We start from the raw sequence: 21,658 nt of genomic DNA on the forward strand, positions 1-21,658 counted from the left end.
CTTTGCGAGAAGGTCTGCTCTTCTTATATATTTACCCACGATATGCAAAAGTGAAGAATTTTTCAGGGAGGCGTTGAAATGTTGAATAAAAAAATGGGGCTTATCGGCATCGCGTCGGCCCTTCTGATTATGCTGGCAGGATGCGGCGGCAAGCCGTCTGCAGCGCCGGCTAATGAGGGAGGCATCTCTTCTCCGGCAGTAGTGAGCGGAGCGGAGGAGGACACTGAGGGTTCAGCGCAGCCGGCGGCCAGCGCTGCTCCTGATCCTACGGCTCAGCCGACAGCAGGAACTGCGGATTCTACAGCCGAGCCGTCACCGGGCGATGCGACGTCAGAGGAGAAACAGAGCAAGAGCATCGATGTCTATTACACAGATCCTCAAATGATGGATTTGAAGCCGGCAAAGGCCACCATAGCTTACAAGAATGATACCGAAAAATATACCGAAGCCTTCAAAGCGCTGCAAAACAGCGATAACGCGGATCTGATTTCCTTATGGGGGAAAATGGAGCTGAAGTCCCTGAAGTTCGAGAACGGACAAATCGTGATGGACATTCATAAACCGGCGGAAGCCCAGCTTGGGGCCGGCGGCGAATCATTTGCGCTCAGCGCGCTGACCAAGACGCTGTTCCAGTTCCCTGAGGTTCAGAGCATTGAACTGCTGGTGGATGGAGAGCAGGTCGAAAGCCTGATGGGGCACGCGGATCTGCTGCATCCAATGACCAGAGACAACAGCCAGTAAACTGGCGCAGGAATAGTACGGCGTTATGTCGAATTTTGCTAATGAAAGCGACCTTTATCTAGACGCAGAGAGGGGAACATTCCAAATTGTCGGGAAATAATAAACGCAATAATAACAGCAGGGAATACACGAAGAAGACGATATCCGTCTTGCTCGCCGGGGCAATGGTTTTCGGCGGGGCTGGAGCGGTATTCGCAGACGGCGCTTCAGCCGCGGGCGCTTCGGCGACCGCGTCAATGACGGTTTCCAAGACGGGGGCTTTCTCCGATGTAAGCAGCGGCTTTTGGGCCGAGAAGCATATCTACAAACTGGCCGCTCAGGGACTCATAGTGGGCAACAACGGAAAGTTCCGTCCGGGCGACCCCGTTACCCAGCAGGAAGCTGTGCTGATGGCTTTGCGTTTTATGAAGCTCGAAAACAAGGCGGCGGCCAACAGTGTGGCCACGGCGCTGCCGACCGGCTTTGATGTGTCCAATTATTACAAACCCTATGTCGTGCTGGCCTTCCAGCAGAATGTCCTGGACAAGGCGACGGAAATGTCGGCGGACAATCTGAAGTCGTCCTGGGGGACACGCAAGGCTACGCGCGAGTGGATTGCCGAATTGTTAATTCGCGCTCTCGGCAAGACGTCAGATGCGCTGTCAGTGACAAATGAACCCTCAGGTTTCGCGGATGACGCCAAAATTTCCTCGGACAAACGCGGATATATCAACGCGGCTATTGATCTCGGATTGACGAACGGACTGAAAGGGAATATTTTCAATCCGCAAGGAGAGGTTACGCGGGCGCAGCTCGCCACCTTTTTCAGCCGGGCGGAAGCCCAATCGGCGGCCGTGTACGACAACACGGCAAGCGGCATCGTGACCGAATTGAAGGATGGTAAAATGACGGTATACAGCGGTGCGGCTTCCGCAGTATATTCATTGAGCTCCGGCACAGCATATTTCACCAGCGCCGCCGATACGGCGATCTCGCTGAACGATATCCAGCCTTATACCAAGGTGACGGTCATCGGAAAGAACGGAGCGGCTTCCTATGTAGAGCTGTCCGATGCGAAACCACAGGTGGAGACGACTCAAGGCACGTTCGCGAGACTGTCTCCGAGCGCCAATAAGTTTTGGCTGAAAAGCGCTGAAGGTTATCCGGAATATGCTTTCGACAACGCTACTTCCTTTGTCGATGCGGGAGGCAGCGCCATTGCGGCTTCCTCGATTTCGGAGGACAGCATCGTGGCGATCACACGCGAGACATTTACCGGACAGAACAAAGTTCTTAAAGTTCAGGTCACCTCCGGAATCGTCAATAAAACGTCATCCGGAACGCTCAAAAGCATCGACCTTACCGCCAAGACGATAACCTTCACGAACGCTTCCGGAACGGAGGATACGTTCAAATGGTCAGACAGCGCCCTGTTCAGCTACCAGAAGGCCATTCTGCAGCCCTCTGAACTGAAAGGGGGCACCGCGGTGAATTACACGATCAAGAACAGTTTAATCGCTTCCGTCGAGGTAACGCAGTCGGTTGAACGGACGGTGCAGGGAATGCTGACCGAGCTGACCGACTCCTCCGTCGTTTATAAGAAAGCGGACGGCACACGCGGCGTCCAACTGCTGGCGGCGAGCACTGCCGTTGTCATTCAGGGCTATGCCAAACCGGCCGCGGCGGACCTCATTGCCGATGCCACTTACGGCGACACTGTGGAACTGACGTTAAACGGCAGCGATCAGGTTACCAAGATCACCGTTGTTAACCGCCGGCTGGAGCAACTGTTTGGAACGACGGTCGTCAGCTATAACTTCAAGACGAATCTGCTGACGGTCACGGACAGCGGCAATCAAGCGCACGTCTATCAGCTTGACGCGAATACGAAGTTTATTAACGCGAACGGCAATTTGCCGACGCTGAGCAGCATCGCTTCTATGCTGACAGAGAACCGGAAGGTCAATGTCAGCGCCCTCGGACAGCGTATGCTCTCTCTGGAAATTGTAAGCAAATACGAAGGTACGCTGACCTCGGTCAACACCGCGACCAAAATGTTTGTGCTGAAAACGGCAGACGGCCGCTCCTTGAGTCTGCCTTATCCGCCGATGGTCGAGATGTTCGGACGGACCGGTCTTTCCATTACCGACGTATCCGTTGGCACTGTCGTGACTGCCTTCCTGCCGACAAGCCAGGATGTTCTGACTTCGCTCAAGGTGAAGACATCCCAGCAGCTTCAACTGGCGTATGTCGACGCGGCGAACAACAAATTGGGCGTCAAGACATCCGGAGGGAATATTGATATTTATACGCTAGCGCTTCCGCTGACCGACGAGGCGGGGCAGACGATCAAGCTTAGCGATCTTAAAGCCGGAGATTATGTGAATGTCTCCGCGCTTGGAAACTCTCCTCTGTCGATTCAGTCCGTCAAGCTGACGACAGGCCAGGTTACGGCGATAGATGCCGCAGCCGGATCGCTGAGCGTCAAAGATTATTCGGGCGCTGTCCAAACGTTCGGAGCTGGAGGCAGCGTCAAAATTGTCCGTGACAGCGCGGCTTCAGGCGCGCTCGGTTCTCTCTCGTTATCCGAAAGAGCGGAGGTTCGGAAGGATGCGGACGGAACGACAATCGTGCGCGTTCTGCCCGTACAAAGCCGCAGCTTTTCGAGCTACGATGCCGCAGCAGGCCGTATTGTCGTTAAGCGGGATACGGTAGATGACGAAAATTACCGGTTTACCATATCGCCAAACGTATACATTCACCAAGGCGACACGACTTTGTCCGTGCAATCTATCAAAGAAAATGATAAAATTACACTATATTTCAATAACAATATCGTAGTTGAAATTGTGAAGCAGTAAGGAATGGCGGCTTTCTGCAAGAGATACCGTCTTGACGCATGGCTTCCTGCGTCAGGGCGTTTTTTTTGAGAATGAGGCGATACGATCTTGTAATGTATGTGACCACCCTGCTATAATACTTACTTTATTGGACTTTCCTTGGATAGCCGGTGCAGCCATTTTTAGCTTGCTGACCGATATACCGACATGTGAGGTAGAAACATGAAGATTTCTGACGTCCGTCACATTTTGGATACGATTGGCGAAATGTTTCCGGATGCAGACTGCGAGCTGAATCACAGTAATGCATTCGAACTGACGATCGCGGTGCTGCTGTCAGCCCAATGCACGGATGCAACGGTGAACAAGGTCACTGCGGACTTATTTCAGAAGTATAGAACTCCGCTGGATTACGTATCCGTTCCGCTGGAAGAGCTGGAGCAGGACATACGCCGAATCGGGTTGTACCGCAATAAGGCGAAGCATATTCAGAATTTGTGCGCTATCCTGATCGAACAGTACGGAGGAGAGGTGCCGGAGGCTCACGATCAGCTGGTGACGCTCCCGGGAGTCGGCCGCAAGACGGCCAATGTGGTCGTTTCCAACGCCTTCGGCGTACCGGCGATTGCCGTGGACACGCATGTGGAGCGGGTATCCAAGCGTTTGGGGCTCGCGGGCTGGAAGGATTCCGTGCTTGAGGTCGAGAAAAAGCTGATGAAGGCAGTCCCGAAGGATGAATGGACGCTGACCCATCACCGGCTGATTTTTTTCGGAAGATATCACTGCAAAGCGCAGAATCCGAAATGTCAGGTTTGCCCTCTTCTGGATGTGTGCCGGGAAGGCAAGAAACGTATGAAAACGTCGCGAGTCAGGCAAGATAATAAATAGCGAAGCGTGGCGGCTAAAGTCAGAGAGAAGAAGAGGATGGGATAGGAATGAAATGCATTTCCGTATACACTGACAATTTTGAGCTGTTCTCGGATATTTTCGACCGTGTAGTAGACAGTTCGATGGAAGAGAACGAAGAACAGGAAGTGGAGGGCATTACGATCAGCCATTCCGGCGACGTACCCGAGCATTACCTGGAGCGCATGGCGCAAAAGCCTGAGGTTGTGGTTATGAAAGACAAATCCCGCGGGCTGACGATCCTTCAGCATGGCAAAGTATTTGAAATTCTGCTGCCGGTGCTCGAAAGCGCCTAAGCTAAGAAGAGACGGAGTCCCATTATTGGGGGCTCCGTTTTTTATGTCCGCATATCTCCGCACATCTGCTCCTAACAGTTCCTCAATTGTTGTAAAACAGAACCGCATTCGGATAAAAGACATCGCCTTTTAGCTCGCCCTCCTTCTTGACGCCGGAAGTGTTCTCTATCCAAGTTCAAAATATTTGATTTGTGCCAATCCGGTGATAAAATGGAATTATTCTAGTTTTGGACTATATCATGGCTGCAGAGGTGGAAATACGTGAGTGCAGAGCGGGAGAGCGTACAAAGCTATGGAAATACAGATGCAGCCGGATATCTGCAAAAGCTCTCCGAATGGACGGAGCGGCACGGAGACATAGAGAGCGCGCATATATTCGCGGATTTGCTGGAAAAAGAGCAGAAGAGGGAATTGACTATCGCCTTCTGCGGTCATTTTTCGGCAGGAAAATCAAGTATGATCAACGCTTTATGCGGTAGAGATATCCTTCCTTCGGGACCGGTTCCGACAAGTGCCAATATTGTCTCCATCCGTTGCGGTCGTCCGCGGGCGCTGATCTATCGGGAGACGTCACGCAGCCGTATAAGTGAACCTAAGGAAGTTTCGTCGGAGCAGCTTCGGGATTACTGCCGTCTTGGCGGTGAATACACCGCAATCGAAGTCTGGGACAAGGTGCCGGTTCTTGAACCGCATGGCGTGCTGATGGATACGCCGGGAGTGGACTCCACGGACGAGGGGCATCAGAGCGCGACCCGGTCGGCGCTGCATTTGGCGGACATCGTATTCTATATCATGGATTACAATCATGTGCAGTCCGAGGATAACCTAACTTTCGCCAAAAATTTGAGCGATTGGGGCAAGCCGCTGTACCTGGTTATTAATCAGATCGACAAGCACCGGGAATCGGAATTATCCATTGAGGGCTACCGGAAGCAGGCAGAAAATGCTTTTCGGAATTGGGGCGTGAAATTTGCCGGTCTGTTGTTTACTTCGCTGAAGGAAAAAGAACACCCGTTAAGCAATTGGGAAAGCCTCCCCCGCCTGATTACCGAACTGTTGGAACGGCGGGAAACGCTTCTGGAATACAGTCTGTCCTGCTCGATTGAGCATACGGCCGAGGCTTACCTATCCTCGTTCCGTGAAGGTCAGCGGGAGGAAAGGGAAGCGCTGCTGGAAGAACTTGGCGGCGAAGATCCCGTCAGACTGGAACATGAGCTGGCTGTTATGGAAGCAGAAGAGAAGGAGTTGGAAACGCTGCCTGAACGGGCGCGACATCAGCTTCGCGGCAGCCTGGACGCTCTTCTCGGCAACGCCAACCTGATGCCCGCCGATATCAGGGATGCGGTAAGCCGCTACGCTGACAGCCTGAGGCCCGGCTTCCGGACGGGGCTGCTGACGACGGCGGCCAAGCGGGATAGAGAGCGGGCGAGCCGGCTCATGCTGCTCGGCGATGCTCTGGAGCTTCAGGTATCGGCGCAGCTTGAAGGCCATGTGCTGTCGCTTGTGCGCACATGGGGCGAAGAGCTGGAGCTGTGGACCGAGGCGGATGAGCTGGCGCTGAAAAGCGGCTTTCCGCAGACGGGAGCGCAGTGGCTGGCGGAAGCGGTGAAGCCGGGAGCGCCCGCCACGGGCGAGGCGCTGCTCCAGCTCTGCCGCGGCCTGGCGGCGGACATCCGGAGCGGCTACCGCCGCGCCGCCCTCGGCGCGGCCGACGGCCTGCTGGCGAAGCTGCCGCCGCTCCTTGAAGCGCGCCGCGCGGAGCTTGCGCGCCGCAGGGACGCCCGCGCCCGGCAGGCGCGTGCCGCCGCCGCGCTGGCGGCGCTCTCCCGCGCGTACGAAGCCCGCGCGGCCGAACTCGCGGCGCTGCTGCCGCCGCGCCGTACGCTCACCCCCGGCCTGCTGCCGGAGGTGAGCGCTCTCCCGCGGGCGGCCCGTGCCGGGGCCGCCCCGCAGGAGCTTCCGCCGCGCCGCGCGGCGGAAGGCAGAGCGGCCGCGCAGGGCGCCGCGGCCGGACCCGCGCCGGCGGAGGGACGCCGCCGGCTGGGCGAAGCCGCACAGCTGCTGGGCAGCGCGGCTTCGCTGCTGCGGGGCGAGCCGGCGATGCGCCTCGCGTCGCGCAGCCTGGCGGCGCGGGCGGCGGACCTCGCCGGCGGCCGGTTCACGCTGGCGCTGCTGGGAGCATTCAGCGCCGGCAAATCCTCCTTCGCCAATGCTTTGCTCGGCGAAGAGGTGCTGCCCGTGTCTCCCCATCCCGCCACGGCCGCGGTGAACCGGATCTTGGCGCCGGAGGGACCGTACCGGCATGGAACGGCGGCGGTGACCATGAAGAACCGGGAGGAAATATGGGACGATATCCGCCATTCCTTTGGAGTGCTTCAGCTGGAAGAGCCGGAACCCGGAGCATGGACCGATGCGGTTACTGAGCTGCCGGCACAAGGCCTGCATCCTTCGGCTCTGCCGCACGCCGGATTCTTGATGGCGGCCGAAAGGGGCTGGAAGGAGGCGGAGCCGCTCCTGGGAACGACGCGGACGGTAGGACTTGACGAATACCGCAGTCTGGTCGCCGAAGAAAGCCGGGCCTGCTTCGTGCGGGGCATCGACCTTTACTATGCCTGCCCGCTGACGGCAAGCGGCATCGTGCTGGTCGATACGCCGGGGGCGGATTCGCTGCACGCCCGGCATACCGGCGTCACCTTCGGCTATATGAAGGAAGCCGACGCGATATGTTTTGTCACTTATTACAATCATGCTTTCTCCAAGGCCGACCGCCAGCTGCTCTCGCAGCTTGGCCGGATCAGGGAGAGCTTCCCGCTGGACAAAATGTTTTTTATCGTCAACGCGTCCGATCTTGCGGCGGATGAGGAGGAACTGGCGGAAGTCAAGGAGCATGTCGCCTTGAACCTCCGGTCTGCGGGGTTGGGCAACCCGCGCATTTATGCGCTCTCCAGCATGCAAGCGCTGGAAGGTAAGGAGGGCGGCTCGTCGTATGAAGCGTCGCGGTTCGGCGCCTTTGAGACCGCCCTTTGGCGGTTCGCCGGTGAAGAGCTGCCTGCGCTTTCGCTAAATGCGGCCTTGGACAGTCTGTCATCGGTCTGCAGCCGCGCGGAGGAATGGCGGGACATAGCGCTAAAAGCGGAGACGGAACGGGAGGACGAGAGCCGCCGTATGGAAGAGCGCCGCCGCAGGGCGGACGAACGGCTTATGCGGCTGACAGCCGAGGAGCGTCCCCTGCGTGACCTGCGCCGCGAAGGCGGGGAGCTGCTGTTCCATGTACGGCAGCGGATCGGATTCGCGTTTGGCCGGATGTTTCAGGAATCTTTCCACCCGTCGCTGCTGCGGGAAGGCGCCGGTGGGCTGAAGGAGATTTTCGCCGCCTGCGGCCGGGAGCTGTGGCGGACCGCGGGCCGGGAACTGGAGGCGGAGCTGTGGGCGACGACTCTCCGCCTTACGGCAGCCGGCCGCAGGCTGGTCCGTGAGGCTTCGGCAGCCGCCGCCTTGGAGCTCGGTCTGCCGGCGGACTCTCCGTTCTCCGCATCGGAAGAGGAAGAGGCCTGGCCGGCTCCGAAAGGTCTGGAAGGCGATCTGCCTCCGGCCGACTGGGGAAAACTGTGGGGATTGTTCAAATCACCGAAGCATTTCTTTGAAGGCGGCGGCCGGGACGCTTTAAGGAACGCGGCGGAGGCGCTGCTGAAGGAAGCCATCGCCGAGGGCGCAGCCAAGCGGGAGACGCTGCTGCTCGATCACTACGAATCGCTTGCGGTGCAGGCGCTGGCAAGGGCGGCCGTGGCGCTGAGGGAAACGCTGGAAGAGCAGGATCTGGCCATGTCCGCGATGCTGAAAGGAGGTGATTCGGCGGAACGCTGGACCCTTCTCGTTCACGGGCTGCGGGAGCTGGAAACCGCTTTTGGCGACAGGATGAATATGGAAGTGTGAAGTTTGAAGGAAATTGTCGAAGAACACTTGCAATCTGCCGCGTCTTGGAAGAAAATAAAGAAGCCTGAAAATTTGCAGAGAAACTGCTGCTTTTTGCATGGGAATTGCAGGAAGGAGCGGATTTTGCCGAAAGAGGTTGAATACCGACATGTGGGGATCTCCCTATTCTGCTTACAGCCGCAAGCTGCTGCTGCTGGGCAGCGGAGAATTGGGCAAGGAAGTGATCATTGAAGCCCAGCGATTGGGCGTGGAGACGGTAGCCGTAGACCGTTACGACGGCGCTCCCGCGATGGGGGTTGCCCACCGTTCCTTTGTGCTTGATATGCTGGATGGAGAGGCGCTTAAGGAGCTTATCCGTTCCGAGAAGCCCGATGTTATCGTGCCGGAGATTGAAGCCATTGCCACGGACGCTCTTTTGGAGTTGGAAGAAGAAGGATTTTGCGTTGTTCCGACCGCGCGTGCGACCAGGCTGACCATGGACCGGGAGGGCATCCGCCGTCTCGCTGCGGAGAAGCTCGGGTTTCCTACGGCGGAGTACCGGTTCGCAGACAGTCTTGAAGAGCTGCGGCAGGCGGTGGGGGAACTGGGAACGCCGTGCGTGATCAAGCCGATTATGAGCTCTTCCGGGAAAGGACAGAGTGTCTGCCGGAAACCCGAGGATGCCGAGAACTGCTGGAACACGGCCCTTGAGGGAGCCAGAGCGAAAGGAACGCGGGTCATTGTGGAGTCTTTCGTCGTCTTCGAGAGCGAGATTACGCTGCTGACCGTCCGCTCCTCCTCCGGTACGGTGTTCTGCCCGCCGATTGGACATATCCAGAAGGATGGGGACTATGTGGAGTCGTGGCAGCCGCATGAAATGACGGAAGAACAGCTGGCCCAGGCGCAGGAAATTGCGCGTAACGTGACGGACGAGCTGGGCGGCTACGGCATCTTTGGCGTTGAGCTGTTCCTGACGCGTGAGGGCGTTCTTTTCAGTGAAGTAAGCCCGAGACCGCATGACACCGGAATGGTGACGATGGTTACTCAGGATTTGTCGGAGTTTGCTCTGCATGTCAGAGCGATTCTCGGTTTCCCGCTTGGACCGGTGGAATTGTTGTCACCGGGAGCGTCGGCGACGCTCAAAGCTGGGAAAGATGCTGCCGGACAGGCTTATGCCATTACCGGACTGAATGAAGCGCTGCGGCTTCCCCGTACGCAGGTCCGTGTATTCGGCAAACCGGAAGTCCGCCCGGGACGGCGGATGGCGGTCGCGCTGAGTGCGGCCGATAATGTGGAAAAAGCGCGGGCGACTGCCAATGAAGCGGCGTCCCTGCTAAAAGTGGAGGTATACGAAGATGAACAGTAGTACTCAGGCACCGGTACTGCAGATTCGCAACATCGGTATGAACGATCTGGAGACAATTACGGCACTGCTGAGAGGATTCGGCTATCCGACAACCCTTAACGTAATGAAAGAGAGACTGGAAGCTGTGCAGAACGATCCGGCTTGCTGCACGCTTGTCGCAGAAGTGGACGGCCGGACCGTCGGAATGATTGAACTCCGGCAGGTTCTCTCTTACTGCAAGAACCAGGACTCCGTCGCCGAGATTACCGCAGTTATCGTAGAGGACCAACTCAGAGGAAGCGGTTTGGGAAGACGGCTGATGGCAGCTGGGGAAGAATGGGCGCGCAGCCTGAACTGCAAGCAAATTTACCTGTGCAGCGGAAACCGGGTCGAACGCGCTCCGGCGCACGCTTTCTACCGCCATCTCGGATTCGACCAGAACGGTTATCGCTTTAGCAAATCGCTGTTATAAATCATTTTGTAATAACGTATACGTTACTTGGCATCCATCCCCATCCCGCCTTTACGCAGGGGTGGTTTTTTTTTTGAGAGAGACCGTAAGAGCTAAAAGTAAGAAATAGGGAACGCCGGACAAGATACAATATTTTTATTTAAACACCCGGCGGAAGATTGAAACACGGCTGTGCGGATTTAGTGCAATTCCTCGTTTCTTCTTGTTTGAATTGTGAACCCGTCAGCCTTACAATAATAATGAAAGCGCATACTGTGAGGGTAACGAGGAGGATCAGGGTTTTGTACAAATTGATTTTGGCTGAAGATGAAGAGGATGTCAGAGAGGGGATCATCGGACAGATCGACTGGGAACGCTACGGCTTTGAAGTAGTCGACCACGCGGAGAACGGCAAAGAAGCGGCGGAACTGATCGACCGGCTGCTGCCCGACGTCGTCGTCACGGATATTCAAATGCCGTTTATGAACGGACTGCAGCTGGCGGAATATATCCGCAGCCGTCACCCGGGCACGAAAATAATTATTTTGACGGGCTACGATGAATTCGAGTATGCGCAGCGCGCCATCAAGCTGCAAATTGACGAATATATTTTGAAACCGTTCTCTTCCCAGGAGTTGATCGATGTGCTGCTGAAGGTCAAGGGAGCGATTGAAGCGGAAATCGCCGAAAAGGAGAACATTCATGTGCTCAGCGAGCATTACCGCAAAAGCCTGCCCGTACTGCGGGAGCAGTTTCTTTCCTCGCTCGTGTCCCGCAGACTCCGGCCGGATGAGATTGCGGCGAAGAGCAGGGAGTACGGCATCTCTCTCTCCGGAGACTGGTTTCAGCCATCCGTGATCAGCTTGGACTATATTCGCGGACCGGCAGCGGCGGGAACGGAGCATCCAGTCTCCCTGCGCGATACCGGTGACCGCAATCTGCAGCTGTTCGCCGTACTCAACATTGCCGAAGAAATCTGCATGAAGCACGGCTTCGGCAGAGTGTTCATCCACCGCGACGATCTTGTCATGCTGTCATCCCTCGCGGGAAAGGATGAAAGCGAGATGACCGGCAGAACCCTTGAGGTGCTGGAGGAAATCCGCCAGAACGTGCAGCGCTTTTTGAAGCTGACCGTCACCATCGGCGCGGGAACGGTATGCCGGACGCCGGCGATGCTGTTCCACTCGTTCGCGGATGCGCTTCAGGCGCTGGATTATCGGCTCATTCTCGGCAACAACCGGGTGATCTGGATTGAAGACGTCGAGTCGCGTACAAGCCGCCTGCCGGTCTATGACGAATTGAACGAGCAGTCGCTTATCCGCACCGTAAAGCTGGGGACCGTACAGGAGCTGACGGACATCATCAATGAATTGTTCGGAACGCTTGACGGAAGTCAGGTGACCGCGAACGAATACCGCATTTTTCTGCTGGAGATCATCACCTCCATTTTGCGGATGGCCAAAGAGTCCGGAAGCGAGACGAACGAGCTGTTCGGCTCGGGCATTACCTCCCTTACGGATATGAACAAATTCAATAACATGGAGGATGCGAAGCAGTGGATTATCGGTGTCTGCACCCGGCTGATGAACCATATCGCCCTGGAGCGGCAGTCCAGCTACAAGCAATTGGTCGAGCAGGCGAAAGATTTTATCAAGAGCCATTATCACGAATCCGATATTTCGATCGGCAAGGTGTGCGAGCATTTGCATATCAGCACCGGGTATTTCAGCAGTATTTTCAAAAAAGAAACCAAAATGACGTTCGTGAGCTATCTGCTACAAATCCGGCTGGAGGCGGCCAAGGAGCTGCTGCGTACGACGGAGCTTAAGGCTTTTGAAATCGCGGACAAAATCGGCTTTGCCGATCCGAACTATTTCAGCTTCTGCTTCCGGAAGAAATACGGCCAATCGCCCAAAGAGTACAAGAATGGCGCCAGAGGAGGGTAATCCATGCTCAAAGAGCGGGCCAATTTCTTTCCGCTTCGTCCGCAGCGGCGCGGCACACGCAGGGGCAAATTCACCTCCCGGCTGCTCAGCATTCAAGTGATTCTGACAGTAACCCTGACTTCGATCGCCGTTCTGGTGACGGTTATCGTCAGCTTTGCGCTGTACAACAGGTTCGCGAAGACGGCGGAGGAGAATGCGAGCCTGAATATGCAGCAGATTATCGAGCAGGTCAATTACAATCTCGGGCTGTATGTGAACGGCATGCGCAATATATACAAGAAAGCGGAGCAGCAGATCGGGCAGAATGCGGCCATCGATTCCCCGATGCTACAAGAGAGCCTGTCCACACTGCTCGAATCTCGGGAGGATCTGGTGTCCTTCGCCGTGTTCACGCCTGAAGGCCGCCTGGTGCTGGACGTTCCGTCCGCGCCGATGAGGCGCAACACCCGGATGGGGGAACAAAGCTGGTTTATTGCCCCCAAGAAGGCGGGAGACATTTCTTTTTCCCAGCCGCATGTCCAAAATTTATTCAAGAAGCGTTACACCTGGGTCGTGTCCATGAGCAAAATGATTGCTTACACGGACCATGGGACAAGAAAGAAAGGAATTTTGCTGATCGACTTCAATTTTCGCACCATCGACGAGCTGAGCAAGCAGGTCAAGCTGGGAAAAAGAGGCTACGCCTATATTTTGGATTCGCTTGGCAATATCGTGTATCATCCGCAGCAGCAGCTTATTTACGCCGGGCTAAAATATGAAAATGTGGAGCCTGTGCTGGAGTACGCCTACCGCAGCTATCTTGATGAATCCACGGGAGAGAAGCGGTTCATCACCGTGCGCACGTTGAATCAGACCGGCTGGAAAATCGTCGGCGTCGCCTATTACGACGAGATTGTGACGACCAAACGGGATCTCAATCAATTTATGATGCTGTTCCTTCCCCTGTCCATCCTGTGCGTCATTGTTGTATCCGTGCTGCTGTCCGCCAGAATTGCCCGCCCGATCTCCAAGCTGGAGCGTACCGTTCAGCAGGTCGTGGAGGGGGATTTGAATACCTCGATTAATGTTCGCGGGGCCTATGAGGTGGAACAGCTGTCCAAACGGTTCAATCTGATGCTCCAGCGCATCCGCAAATTGATGGACCAGATTATTTACGAGCAGGAAACGAAGCGCAAGGGCGAGCTGGAAGTTCTGCAATCCCAGATCAATCCGCATTTTTTGTACAATACGCTTAATTCCGTCATCCGGCTGGCCGAGCGCGGCAAGAATGAGGAGGTTGTGACGATGATCCAGTCGCTCTCCAAGTTTTTTCGCATCAGTCTCAGCAAGGGCAAGAATATTATTACACTCCGGGAGGAGCTCGATCATATCCGCCATTATCTTGTTATCCAAAGCTTCCGGTTCAAAAATAAATTCCGCTACGAGATCAAGGCACAGCCGGAAGTGCTGAACTGTCTCACGGTCAAGCTGATTCTCCAGCCGATTGTCGAGAATGCGCTGTATCACGGCATCGAAATGATGCCCGACGAAGGATTGATCGAAATCGCGGCGGAGCTGCGGAACGGTCTGGTTGTGATTACAGTCAGGGACAATGGCCTTGGAATGTCCGGGGAAACATTGAAAGGCATTTTAAAGGGCGGGGTAAAAAGCGGGAGCGGGTCCGGCGTCGGCGTGCGCAATGTGCATGAGCGAATTCGCTTGTACTATGGGCGGGAGTACGGCTTATCCTTCGAGAGCGAGCTTGAAGAGGGTACCACGGTTACGGTTGCTTTTCCGGCTCAATATGGAGACGACGGCGAAACGGCGACGGAGGGAGCGAAATCTCTATGAAAAGGATACGGGTATGGCTGACTCTGTTACTCTGGATACTTATGGCGGCATTGCTGTCCTCCTGCCTGGAATCGTCCTCGCCGCATATCGCCATCGACAAGACCCGCAACATTCACATGATCGTGAAAATGAACAGGGGCGATTACTGGAATACGGTAAAAATGGGTGCGGAGGCCGCCGCCAAGGAATTCAACGTGAAGCTGACCTTCAAGGCTCCAGGTACGGAGAGCGATGTGAAGGAGCAGATCGCCATGGTCGAAGATTCCATCAAGGGGCAGGCGGACGTTATTATCCTCGCGGCAAGCAGTTATATGGGCCTGGCCCAGGTTGTTGACAAGGCGGCCTACTACCGGATTCCGGTCATTTCGGTCGACGCCGAGGTCGGCTCGGCCAGAGTGACGACCTACATCGGCTCGAGCGGCTATGAAGCGGGGCAGAAATCCGCCAAACGGCTCGTTCAATTGCTGAACGGCTCCGGTGAAATCGGTGTTTTGAATTTTACGAACACTCCGGATAAGCAAGAGAGCGGATCGGAGAGCGATATCGATTACGGCGCGCGGGACGCGGACGAGCGTGAGAAGGGATTTCTGAATTACGTCGCCCGTTATCCGTCCGTGCATGTGGTGGATATTTCCTATACGCCCTCCGTTACTTCGGAAGCCGAGGAGCTTACACGGCTGATGCTGATCAAGCATCCGAATCTGCGCGGCATCGCGGCATTGAACGAGACGGCGTCGCAGGGAGCAGCGGCCGTGCTTCGGGAGCGCGGTCTCCGCAGTATCAAGATGGTCGCTTTCGACAGCTCCCCTACCATGATGGAGCAGATCCAGGAAGGTATTGTGCAGGCGACCGTTATCCAGAACCCGTTCAGCAACGGTTATTTAGCGGTCAAGAATGCCGTTGAAATCCTCCAGGGCATCAAAGTGCCGGAGCGGGTCGATACAGGGACGAAGCTGATTGATCTCGATAATATGCTGTGGCCGGAAAATCAGAAGCTGCTGTTTCCGTTCGTGCGGTAATCTTTTCCCGAAACATATTTGGAAAATTTTGTTGACAAACAGGAATAACAAGTATTATCATCAATATATAAATAATTCCGATAAATTTACTTGTAATTACGGTTGAGCTCACTGGTAAACTGGAGGCTAAGCCCTGTCACATCGTTGACGGAGCTTGGCCTTTTTCAGTTGCCATAGGAAAAAGTGCACGCTTTTTTCACGGACTGACGACTACTAAGAGATGAAAGGCGGTGAGTTTTTTGCAGCAAAGCACCAGGCACCCTTGTTACGATGAATTGGCGCATGAATATTTTGCCAGAATGCATGTCGCCGTTGCTCCCAAATGCAATATCAGCTGCAAATACTGCAATATTAAGTACGACTGTGTCAGCGAGAGCAGACCCGGCGTCGTCAGCCGCGTGCTTACACCGGAGGAGGCTTACCGTAAGGTTCAGCGGACTGTCGCGGTTCTTCCCAGATTGACGGTAGTGGGCATCGCCGGACCGGGCGATCCGCTGGCCAATCCGCAGGAGACGTTTGATACATTCGCCTTGCTGGCGGAAGGATTGCCCGATCTGCAGCTGTGCCTAAGCACCAATGGACTGATGCTGGCGGATTACGCGGACGAGATCGAGCGTTACCGGATCAACCATGTTACGGTTACGATGAACACAATCGATCCCGCGATCGGAAGCCAGGTTTATCAGGCCATCTTTTACAAAGGGAAAGCTTACCGGGAGCAGGAAGCCGCCGCCATCCTGATTGAAAGACAGCTTGCCGGAATCCGCGAGATTGCCGCCAGAGGCATTCGGGTCAAGGTGAATTCCGTGTTAATTCCAGGGGTGAACGACGGCCATCTTGCCGAAGTGTCGCGCGCGGTCCAGGATTTGGGGGCATTCTCGCATAACATTATGCCGCTTATCATTTCTCCGGGGAGCCGCTATGAGCGGGAAGGCAGACAGGCGCCCGATCCGGAGTTAACCGTCAAGGTGCAGGAGGAATCGGCTGCGATTATACCGGTTATGAGGCATTGCCGGCAGTGCCGGGCCGACGCGGTCGGATTGCTGGGTGAGGACAGGGGACAGGACCTGTATGATACCGGAAATAGCGAGACTCTGCCGGTCTACTCTTTGGGTGAGAGGGAGCAGCTGCTCAAGGAGCTGGATGACGAATTGGAAAGCAGGCACCGGAGACGCTTTGCAAATAACGGAGATGCGGAGACGGGCATACGAATCGCTGTGGCCACTCGCGGAGGCGGTAAGGTAAACATGCATTTCGGCCATGCCAAAGAATTTCTGATCTATGAAGTTCATGGCCGGGAGAGCAAGCTGCTGGGCATCCGCAAAATCCAGGCGTACTGTAACGGCACGGTCGACTGCGGCGAAGGGGCGGACAAAGGCGCTATTCTTGAAGACACTATACATCTTCTTCGCGATTGCCGCATTCTGCTGTGCTCGGGAATCGGCGAGTATCCGCAGGAGAAACTCCGGCAGGCCGATATTATGGCGATCACGCGCAAAGGCGAAATCCAGGAGCTGCTGGCCGAATGCGGTCGTTATTACCGTTATTTCAGAGACAGCCAAATTAGTTGACGGATCAACAGGAAGCCAAGCCGATATTCATCCAAGGGAAAACCCGGACGGCTGGCTTTTTTGTTGGCAAAATCAGAGGAGGAGCGGTTTTATGATAACGTTGAAAGCCCCGAAGACCTATATTCGCGAGAAGAACATTCTCGATTCGGCAGGTCCGCTGATCGCCGAAATTGGCCAAAACGCTCTCATTATCGGCGGAAATACGGCGCTTGCGCTGACAGGCAAGCACTTGCTCCCAAGCCTTGACGACGCGGGCGTACATTATCACGTGCATACGTTTGAGGGTGAATGTACCGCCGCAGCAATCGCCCGCTACGCCCGTCTCGTACGTGAGACCGGTGTCGATTGCGTTATTGGCATCGGCGGCGGACGGGTGCTGGATTTGGCGAAGGCGGCCGCGGAGGACGGCGGGGTTCCGGTCATCAGCGTTCCGACGATAGCCGCTACCTGCGCAGCCTGGTCCGCACTGACGATTATTTACGATGAAGAAGGAAGATATGTGGCTCCACGTCCGCTTAAAGCGTCCCCGCTGCTTGTTCTAGCGGATACGGTTGTTCTAGCTTCCGCCCCCGCCCGTTATCTGAAGGCAGGCATCGCCGATACGATCGTCAAATGGCATGAAGCGGCGCCTAATGCCGCCGGCCGGCCCGATCTGTCGCTGAGCATAGGCTTAAGCGTATCGTGGCTAGCGCTCGATCTCCTTCATGAGCAGGCGGTGGAGGCCTCTCGGGAGGCGGGCAGCGGCGCCATTACGCAAGCGTTCACCGAAACAGTGGATGCCGTCATCGCGCTCGCCGGTCTTGCGGGCAGCGTTACGCAAGGAAAGGCCCGGGCGGCGTTGGCCCATTCGATTCATAACAGCCTGACATTTCTGCCCGCTGCCCACGGCAGCCTTCATGGAGAAAAGGTCATCTTCGGCTTAATCGTCCAGTTTGTACTGGCGGGCAAGTCTTTGCCGGAAATTAAAGAGCTGATTTCTTTTTTGTGCGAGCTTTCGCTTCCTGTCACTCTGGAGCAACTGGGCATTAGGGGCGACATTTCCGTCCTGGCGGCAAAGGTGGCCGAGGGTGTGGTCATTGAACCCGACGCTCAGAAGCAGTTGGCGTTTGAAGTGAGCGTCCCGCTTCTGAAGGAAGCGATTCTCACAGCAGACCGCTACGGTCGCGAGAGCTTGGCCGCCAATGCGCTGGTAAGCTAACAATCATCCGTTAATTCCGTTATATTGCTGCATTTTTTCTTACTATCTCTTCCGACTATCCTCCCGGTGCATCTATTTTCATTGATAGATTTGCAGCTTTCATGCTAGAATTTCGCTACGCAGTGCCGCGTCAAGGCGGCTGTATGCCGTGCGGAGTTTCAGGTGGAAAGCTTTCAAGCGGCGATTTAGGAGGGAGAATACAGAATGTCTTACAAACTGGCGGTAGGAAGCAGCGACGGGGAAGTTGTCGATCAGCATTTTGGAAGAAGCGAGCGGTTTTATATCTATGAAGTCGACGATGAAGGGAAATGGACGCTGCTGGAAGTCCGCGACAACGTAACCACACGCGCGGAGGGAGAGCATCACACGGATGAACTCAGCCGGACGGTCGATATGCTGAAGGACTGCAGCAAGGTGCTTGTGCTTCAGATCGGACCTGGAGCGCAGCAGAGGCTGAAACAGATCGGAATCACGGTGTATTCCAGCAGGGGGACGGTCGAGGACGCGATGGGCAAGCTGATTGCGTTCGAGAACAAACGGAAGAACCGGGCGTTTCTGGACCGCGAGCAGGCAGAATAACTTGGCAGGAGGCCTCAGCCGGGCACGACAGGGCAGCGGGCATTGGGGAGAGAAAGGTTTGGGCTGACGCAAAAGTCTGCCCAAACCTTTTTTTTTGCGTAAAAGTCCCCTCCACCCGTACAACATCTGCTGAAATAGCTGTTTTTTGTCTGCGTGAGGAGGACATGCATAGAAATTCGGATATGAGAATTTTGCTAAAACTGAGGAGGATTTTATATTCGCAACCGCTTACATTTACTGCATAATAAGAAATGTGCCCGGGAGCGACGGGACAAAGAGCAAAAAGACAATAAACCAGGAGGTCAAATTTCTATGAAAAAAATTACTTCCGTGTTACTCGCAAGCGCATTACTCGGTGCTGCTCTGGCTGGCTGCGGCGGCAATAACAATTCGGGAAACTCCGGCAGCGCGGCGGCAACGAATTCCGGCTCTTCGGCAAACAGCGGCGGCTCAGGCAAAACGCCTAAAGTCGGCGTAGCGATTTATAAATTCGACGATACCTTCATGACGGGCGTCCGCAACGCGATCCAGGATTCGGCCAAAGGCATCGCCGAGGTCGACATCGTGGACAGCCAGAACTCTCAGCCAACACAGAACGATAAGGTGGATTTGTTCATTACGAAGAAATACAACGGCATGCTGATCAACCCGGTCGACCGGACGGCGGCGGGCGTCATTATCGATAAAGCGAAAGCGGCCAATACTCCGGTCGTGTTCCTGAACCGCGAGCCGCTTCCGGAAGATATGAAGAAGTGGGATAAGGTCTACTATGTTGGCGCCAAAGCCGAGGAATCCGGCACGCTGGAAGGCCAGCTTGTCGTCGACTACTGGAAGGCTCACCCTGAAGCCGACAAGAACAAAGACGGCGTACTGCAGTATGTGATGCTCAAAGGCGAACCGGGACATCAGGACGCCGAACTGCGCACGAAGTATTCGATTCAAGCGATTGAAGACGCCGGCATCAAGGTTGAGAAGTTGGCGGAAGATACCGCAATGTGGGACCGTGTAAAAGGCCAGGAGAAAATGGCCGCATTCCTCGGCTCGCATAGCGACAAGATTGAAGCCGTACTGGCCAACAACGACGACATGGCGCTCGGCGCAATCGAAGCTCTGAAAGCCGCCGGCTACTTCTCGGGCGATAAATTCATGCCGGTCGTAGGCGTTGACGCTACCGCTCCTGCCGTGCAGGCGCTCGAAGAAGGAACGATGCTCGGAACCGTGCTTAACGATGCGAAGAGCCAAGGCAAGGCCGCGATCACCTTGGCCGCTCTGCTGGCTGGCGGCGAAACTCCGACCAAGGACAATGTAGGCTTCGACATTTCCGACAACCAGTATGTATGGATCTCTTACAAAAAGATTACGAAAGACAACGCATCCGAAGTTAAATAAGGCTTTTGCTGATCGGGCATCAATGATTACATTTCGGGGAGCGGGCCTCCGCTCTCCGGTATTCCTTTCGGGTAGGAAACAGGATGGAACCACTGTGCCTCTCATGGAAAAGAAAAAAACGTAGGGGGCGTAAGACCATGGCTCAAAGCGAATTTTTGCTGGAGATGAACAATATCACCAAGGAATTTCCGGGCGTCAAGGCTCTGGACGGGGTTACCTTGAAGGTCAGACCAGGCAGCGTTCATGCCTTGATGGGCGAGAACGGGGCCGGTAAATCCACACTTATGAAATGCCTGTTCGGCATTTACTCGCCGGATGGCGGCGAGATTTATCTGAACGGCGAGAAAACGGTCATCCAGAATTCGAACGATGCGCTGAACAACGGTATTTCGATGATTCACCAGGAGCTTCACCCGGTGCCGCACCGCAGCGTTATGGAAAATATTTGGCTGGGGCGTTTCCCGACCAAGGGGATCGGGCCGCTCCAATTCATTGACCACAAAAAAATGTATGCGGATACAGAGAAGCTGTTCAAGGATCTGGACATCGATCTGCACCCGGAAACCTTGGTAGGCAAGCTGTCCGTATCGAAAATCCAATCCATCGAAATCGCGAAAGCCGTCTCTTTTAACTCCCGCGTTATTGTCATGGACGAACCGACGTCTTCCCTGACGAGCGTGGAAGTGCAGCATTTGTTCCGGATTATCCGGGACCTTAGACAAAGAGGCGTTGCCATTATCTATATATCCCATAAAATGGAAGAGATTCTGGAAATCTCCGACGACGTTACGATCATGCGCGACGGCAAAAAAATCGGCACCTGGCCGGCGGCGGAAATGACCACCGATCTGATTATATCCCGAATGGTCGGGCGCGATCTGACCAACCGTTTTCCCGAACGCTTCAATGTGCCGGGCGAGATATTTTTGAAGGCAGAAGGACTTACTTCCACTGACCCGAGATCATTCAAGGATGTCTCCTTCGAATTGAGACGCGGGGAAATCCTTGGCGTCGGCGGTCTGGTGGGAGCGCAGCGGACCGAGGTAATCGAAGCGCTGTTCGGCCTGCGGGCGCTGAAGTCTGGAACCATCTCCATCGGAGGCAGGCCGGTCAAGATCCAATCTCCGCAGGATGCGAAAAAATACGGTCTCGCCCTGCTGACGGAGGAACGGCGCGTTACCGGCATTTTTCCGGTGCTGTCCGTGCATGAGAACGGCGCCATCGCCAATTTGGACCGCTATCAGAAGCCGTACCTGCTCCTTGACGGAAAGAAGAAAAAAGCGGAAGTGGACAAGATGATCGAAAAGCTCCGCACGAAGACGCCGACCACTAGAACGCAGATAATGAATCTCTCGGGGGGCAATCAGCAAAAAGTGCTGCTGGCCAGATGGCTGCTCACCGAGCCGGAAATTCTTCTGCTGGACGAACCGACACGCGGGATCGACGTCGGGGCCAAATTCGAAATTTATACCATCATCGCCGATTTGGCGAAGCAGGGAAAGAGCATCATTATGATTTCCTCCGAAATGCCCGAGCTGCTTGGAATGTCGGACCGCGTCATGGTGATGTCGGAGGGCAGGCTGACCGGCATACTTGACGGCGCCGCCGCAACGGAAACCGAAGTGATGCGCCTGGCCGCCCAGCATTGATTCAGGA

The 21,658-nt window shown here is 55.4% G+C and carries 15 protein-coding genes; all 15 read left to right on the forward strand.

Annotated elements, in window-relative coordinates; all coding sequences use genetic code 11:
* The first annotated feature begins 78 nt into the window (after positions 1-78).
* The 15 genes from EH198_RS00740 (at position 79) to EH198_RS00810 (ending at position 21,651) form a co-directional block, all read left to right on the forward strand.
* Positions 79-741: a GerMN domain-containing protein gene (locus EH198_RS00740; RefSeq protein ID WP_342772014.1), complete on the forward strand. Its 663-nt coding sequence runs from the start codon at positions 79-81 to the stop codon at positions 739-741.
* 86 nt (positions 742-827) lie between these two features.
* Positions 828-3,581 (forward strand): S-layer homology domain-containing protein, encoded by a 2,754-nt coding sequence (locus EH198_RS00745; RefSeq protein WP_124693649.1) that lies wholly within the window; start codon positions 828-830, stop codon positions 3,579-3,581.
* A gap of 201 nt (positions 3,582-3,782) precedes the next feature.
* A complete protein-coding gene (nth, locus tag EH198_RS00750) occupies positions 3,783-4,448 on the forward strand; it encodes an endonuclease III (protein WP_124693650.1) in 666 nt (221 codons plus the stop codon).
* 47 nt (positions 4,449-4,495) lie between these two features.
* Entirely contained in the window at positions 4,496-4,762 is a 267-nt protein-coding gene (locus EH198_RS00755) for a hypothetical protein (RefSeq protein ID WP_025335516.1), read from the forward strand.
* 261 nt (positions 4,763-5,023) lie between these two features.
* Positions 5,024-8,695, forward strand: coding sequence for a dynamin family protein (locus EH198_RS00760; RefSeq protein WP_124693651.1), 3,672 nt, complete (start codon positions 5,024-5,026; stop codon positions 8,693-8,695).
* A gap of 148 nt (positions 8,696-8,843) precedes the next feature.
* The gene (gene purT, locus EH198_RS00765) at positions 8,844-10,040 is read left to right on the forward strand and encodes a formate-dependent phosphoribosylglycinamide formyltransferase (protein WP_124693652.1); all 1,197 of its coding nucleotides are present in this window, start codon (positions 8,844-8,846) and stop codon (positions 10,038-10,040) included.
* On the forward strand, positions 10,030-10,491 hold the full coding sequence (locus EH198_RS00770; protein WP_124693653.1) for a GNAT family N-acetyltransferase: 462 nt from the start codon (positions 10,030-10,032) through the stop codon (positions 10,489-10,491). The genes purT and EH198_RS00770 overlap by 11 nt, the downstream gene beginning before the upstream one ends.
* 281 nt (positions 10,492-10,772) lie before the next feature.
* Positions 10,773-12,416, forward strand: coding sequence for a response regulator transcription factor (locus tag EH198_RS00775; RefSeq protein WP_124693654.1), 1,644 nt, complete (start codon positions 10,773-10,775; stop codon positions 12,414-12,416).
* 3 nt (positions 12,417-12,419) lie between these two features.
* On the forward strand, positions 12,420-14,246 hold the full coding sequence (locus EH198_RS00780; RefSeq protein WP_124693655.1) for a sensor histidine kinase: 1,827 nt from the start codon (positions 12,420-12,422) through the stop codon (positions 14,244-14,246).
* Positions 14,243-15,265: a substrate-binding domain-containing protein gene (locus tag EH198_RS00785; RefSeq protein ID WP_124693656.1), complete on the forward strand. Its 1,023-nt coding sequence runs from the start codon at positions 14,243-14,245 to the stop codon at positions 15,263-15,265. Before EH198_RS00780 ends, EH198_RS00785 begins: the two co-directional genes overlap by 4 nt.
* Positions 15,266-15,495: 230 nt before the next feature.
* Entirely contained in the window at positions 15,496-16,836 is a 1,341-nt protein-coding gene (gene nifB, locus EH198_RS00790) for a nitrogenase cofactor biosynthesis protein NifB (RefSeq protein ID WP_124693657.1), read from the forward strand.
* Between the two features lie 91 nt (positions 16,837-16,927).
* Complete coding sequence (locus EH198_RS00795; RefSeq protein ID WP_124693658.1) at positions 16,928-18,034, forward strand: iron-containing alcohol dehydrogenase family protein; 1,107 nt, start codon at positions 16,928-16,930, stop codon at positions 18,032-18,034.
* Between the two features lie 204 nt (positions 18,035-18,238).
* Positions 18,239-18,613, forward strand: a complete 375-nt coding sequence (locus tag EH198_RS00800; protein ID WP_124693659.1) for a NifB/NifX family molybdenum-iron cluster-binding protein — start codon at positions 18,239-18,241, stop codon at positions 18,611-18,613.
* Between the two features lie 312 nt (positions 18,614-18,925).
* Positions 18,926-20,002: a galactose ABC transporter substrate-binding protein gene (locus tag EH198_RS00805; RefSeq protein WP_124693660.1), complete on the forward strand. Its 1,077-nt coding sequence runs from the start codon at positions 18,926-18,928 to the stop codon at positions 20,000-20,002.
* A gap of 137 nt (positions 20,003-20,139) precedes the next feature.
* Complete coding sequence (locus EH198_RS00810) at positions 20,140-21,651, forward strand: sugar ABC transporter ATP-binding protein (protein ID WP_124693661.1); 1,512 nt, start codon at positions 20,140-20,142, stop codon at positions 21,649-21,651.
* Positions 21,652-21,658 lie beyond the last annotated feature (7 nt).

This window comes from Paenibacillus rhizophilus, from assembly GCF_003854965.1.
GTDB classification, from domain to species: domain Bacteria; phylum Bacillota; class Bacilli; order Paenibacillales; family Paenibacillaceae; genus Paenibacillus_AQ; species Paenibacillus_AQ rhizophilus.

Coding starts and splice junctions, on each gene's coding strand:
- EH198_RS00755 (WP_025335516.1), top strand. CDS start 4,496: ATGAAATGCATTTCCGTATACACTGACAATTTTGAGCTGTTCTCGGAT.
- EH198_RS00770 (WP_124693653.1), top strand. CDS start 10,030: ATGAACAGTAGTACTCAGGCACCGGTACTGCAGATTCGCAACATCGGT.
- EH198_RS00805 (WP_124693660.1), top strand. CDS start 18,926: ATGAAAAAAATTACTTCCGTGTTACTCGCAAGCGCATTACTCGGTGCT.
- EH198_RS00740 (WP_342772014.1), top strand. CDS start 79: ATGTTGAATAAAAAAATGGGGCTTATCGGCATCGCGTCGGCCCTTCTG.
- EH198_RS00800 (WP_124693659.1), top strand. CDS start 18,239: ATGTCTTACAAACTGGCGGTAGGAAGCAGCGACGGGGAAGTTGTCGAT.
- EH198_RS00785 (WP_124693656.1), top strand. CDS start 14,243: ATGAAAAGGATACGGGTATGGCTGACTCTGTTACTCTGGATACTTATG.
- EH198_RS00810 (WP_124693661.1), top strand. CDS start 20,140: ATGGCTCAAAGCGAATTTTTGCTGGAGATGAACAATATCACCAAGGAA.
- nth (WP_124693650.1), top strand. CDS start 3,783: ATGAAGATTTCTGACGTCCGTCACATTTTGGATACGATTGGCGAAATG.
- EH198_RS00795 (WP_124693658.1), top strand. CDS start 16,928: ATGATAACGTTGAAAGCCCCGAAGACCTATATTCGCGAGAAGAACATT.
- purT (WP_124693652.1), top strand. CDS start 8,844: ATGTGGGGATCTCCCTATTCTGCTTACAGCCGCAAGCTGCTGCTGCTG.
- EH198_RS00780 (WP_124693655.1), top strand. CDS start 12,420: ATGCTCAAAGAGCGGGCCAATTTCTTTCCGCTTCGTCCGCAGCGGCGC.